This window comes from Actinosynnema sp. NPDC023658 (genome assembly GCF_040639995.1).
Taxonomy (GTDB): domain Bacteria; phylum Actinomycetota; class Actinomycetes; order Mycobacteriales; family Pseudonocardiaceae; genus Actinosynnema.
The window spans coordinates 1,209-4,574 of the sequence record NZ_JBFAAX010000469.1 but is presented as its reverse complement, the minus strand read 5'-3'; the positions used below and the strand labels follow the sequence as shown (position 1 = coordinate 4,574).

The 3,366-nt window shown below is 74.5% G+C and carries 1 protein-coding gene; it reads left to right on the top strand.

Annotated elements, in window-relative coordinates; translation table 11 throughout:
• Window positions 1-3,366: hemopexin repeat-containing protein (locus tag AB0G02_RS29110; protein WP_360800019.1), on the top strand; the 3,366-nt coding region annotated here is incomplete at both ends.

Here is a 3,366-nt window from a genome sequence, read left to right as displayed (position 1 = left end):
GTGCTCACCGTGGACGCGGAGCGGCTCGAGGAGATCACCGACCACGCCGCCGCCCGTGCCGCGGCCGAGGCGTTGTCCGGCACGTACCTGGAGGAGAACCGGGTGCCGGGGGAGCTGCGGACCTTCTTCGCCGATCCCGGCAACGTCGTGTCCCTCGCCGGATCGCCCTGGGAGCGCCTGTTCTCCGCCGGTGACCTGGCCACGATCACCAGCCGGATCGCCACCACCCTCGTCGAGCAGCGGCCCTACCGGTTCGACCTCGACGCACTCGTCGAACTGGGCTTCGACGCCGACGAGACCGACCGGCTCGTCACCATCCTGGTCGCCCGCGGCGATCTCCGGGACGACCTGTCGGTGGCCGCGGACCGGCTCGCCTGGTTCGCCACGCCGTCCAACGCCCTCGGCTTCGCCCTGCCCGACCTGGAGGACTACGCCGCCGACATCTTCTACCTGCTGCACACCGCGGCACGGGAGCTGGTGGCCGGTGTCGCGGAGGTCGTCACGGCGCTCGCCGCCCGGGCGGACCTCCAGCGCGACGCCCTGATCGAGGTCCTGACCGACGCGACGGGGTTGCCCGCGGCCACCGTCGAGGCCGTGTGCGCCGGGGTCTGCGGCAGCCTGGCCGACTTCTTCGACACCCTCCTCACGCCGGGGTCGGCCGCCCGCCGGGCCTACGACCGGACCCGTCGGTTCGCGCTGCTGGTCACCCGCCTGGGCCTGGACGCGCCCGCGGTCGCCGTGGCCTTCCACGACCAGGACCTGGCGCGCAAGTTCACCGAGCCGCTCGTGATGCCGCCCGGCATCGACCGCATCGACGCCCTGCTCGACTCCGCCGACGGCAACCGCTACCTGTTCCACGACACCGCGTGCTGGACCTACCAGGAGGGCTCGGACGACCCGACCGGGGCGCCCCGACCGCTGGCCGAGCTGTCGTCCCGGTTCGCCGGGCTCGCCGGCGTGGACGCCGCGTTCACCGACGCGGGCGGCACGGAGTGGGTCATCGGGCACGACGCGGCCGGGTCGCACGCCTTCACCCGCGCGCCCGGCGCCGGGCACTGGGACCGCAGCACGCAGGTCTGGGGCGCGGTCCGCAACACCCTCTCCGACGAGCCGGCCCGGATCGACAGCGCGTTCGTGGACTCCGAAGGCCGGACCTACCTGTTCCGCGGCGACCAGTACGTGCGCTACTCCGGCGCCGACTACACCTACGTGGACGAGGGCTACCCCCGCGCGATCGGTGACTGGTGGGAGGGGGAGGGGCGGCACACGCCGTTGCCGGAGCGGTTCCGGTCCTCGGTGGACGCGGCGTTCCAGGACCGCGACGGCACGACCCACCTGTTCGCGGCCGACCGCTACGCCGCCGTCGGTGACGTCGTGGGCGAACGGGCGACCGCCGAGGTCTGGGGGCGGGTGCGCAACTCCCTGGTCGACACCGGGCGGATCGACGCCGCCTACGCCGAGGCGTCGTCGGGCGTGCAGTTCTCGGGCGACCAGGTGGTGCGCTACTCCGACTGCGTCGAGAACGACGGCGTCGTCGTGGACGAGGGCTTCCCGCGCCGCGTCGAGTCCCACCTGCCCGGTGTGCCGGTCGGGTTCGACGGCGCGCTGGACGCGGCCTTCGCGGACCCCTCGGGCGTGGTCCACCTGTTCAAGGACGGCCGCACGGTCGCGGTGAAGTGCGGCGAGGCCGGTGCGGCGGCGCCGACGGCCGAGCGCTGGGGCGTGCTGGGCCCGGTCCTGGACGGCGGCGTGGTCGACTCCGCGTTCGTGGGCCTGGACGGGATGACCTACCTGTTCAGCGGCGGGAAGTACCTCCGGTACTCCGGCGCCGACTACTCGGTGGTCGACCTGGGCCACCCGCGGGCCATCGCACCCGACTGGGGCGGGCTGCGGCGCGTCGGCGCGTCCTTCGTGCTGGACGGCGCGACCCACCTGTTCGGCGCGGGCGGGTTGCTGTTCGGCCTGCCGCCCGAGCACGAGCCGGACCTGGCCGCGGGCGTCGTGTCCCGGGCGCTGCGCGACGTGCTCCAGGAGCACGGGATCACCGTCGCCGCCGACACGCGCGTCACCGGGTCCGCGCCGGAGTGGCGCCTGTCGGCGGAGCAGGGGGTCGGGCTCGTCCTGCGGCGCGTCACCGACCGGATCGAGGTGCACGCCGACCCCCGGCACGACGTCCAGTACCACGTCCGCTACTCGACGCGCGCCCACGCGGTCCCCGACGCCGGCTACCCGAGGCCGCTGGCCGCGAACTGGTGGAACCTCCCCGACGACGGGTTCGGGGCCGTGGACGCGGTGTTCACCGGCCAGGACGACCGGACCTACCTGTTCTCCGGGGACCGGTACGTCGTGTTCGACACCAAGCGCCGCTGGTGGTCCGAGCCGAGGCCGCTGGACGACCGGTGGGACAGCTTGCCGTTCGACCGCGTGGACGCCGCCTTCGTCGGCAGGGACGGCCGGACCTACGTCTTCTCGGGCACCCGCTACGTCCGCTACACCGGCGACGACTACACCGGGCTCGACGACCGGTACCCGGCGCCGAACACGGCGTTCTGGGGCAACGTCGCCAACGGCATCGCCCGGCACGGCCGCGTGGACGCCACGCTGGTGCTCGACTCGGCCACGTACCTGTTCAGCGGCAACCAGTACGTGCGCTACGACGGGGCGGACCTCGCGACCGTCACCGACGGCTACCCCCGATCGCTCGACGCCCTGCGGCACGAGCCGAGGTTCGCGGCCCTGCCCGCACCGCTGACCGGCCGGGTCGAGGCGGCGTTCGCGGACCGGCGCACCGCGTACCTGGTCGTGGACGGTCGGCTGCACGCCGTGTCGGACGCCCTCTACCGCCGTTACGCGGACTTCGACGACGTGCGGTGCGCGTTCATCGAGGACGGGGCGGTCCTGGTCGAAGGGGCCGACGGCTGGCACCGCCACAGCGCCCTCGAAGGCGCGACCGTCACCAGGACGGCCGTGCGGCCCCGGGTCCTGCGCGCGGTTCCGGCCGCGTTCCGCACCGGCCTGGACGCCGTGCTGCGCGGCGCGGACGGCAACACCTACCTGTTCAAGGGCGGTTCGTGCTTCGACGTCCGGCTGAACCGGGAGTACCCGCTCGCGGAGGACTGGGGACGCGGCCGCAACGCCATCGCGCAGGACAACCGGGTCGACGCCGCGTTCGTCGGGCGCGACGGGCGCACCTACGTCTTCGCCGGCGACCAGTTCGTCGTCTACCAGGGCTCCCGGGCGGTCGAGGGCGGCCACGGCGGGGGCGCCCGGCCCCTCGGCGCCCCCCGGGGGGGGCGGTCCCCGGGGTCGGGGGGCGACGTGCGGGGCGGGCGGGCCTACCAGTTGGGGGGGCCCGCCCCCGAGGGG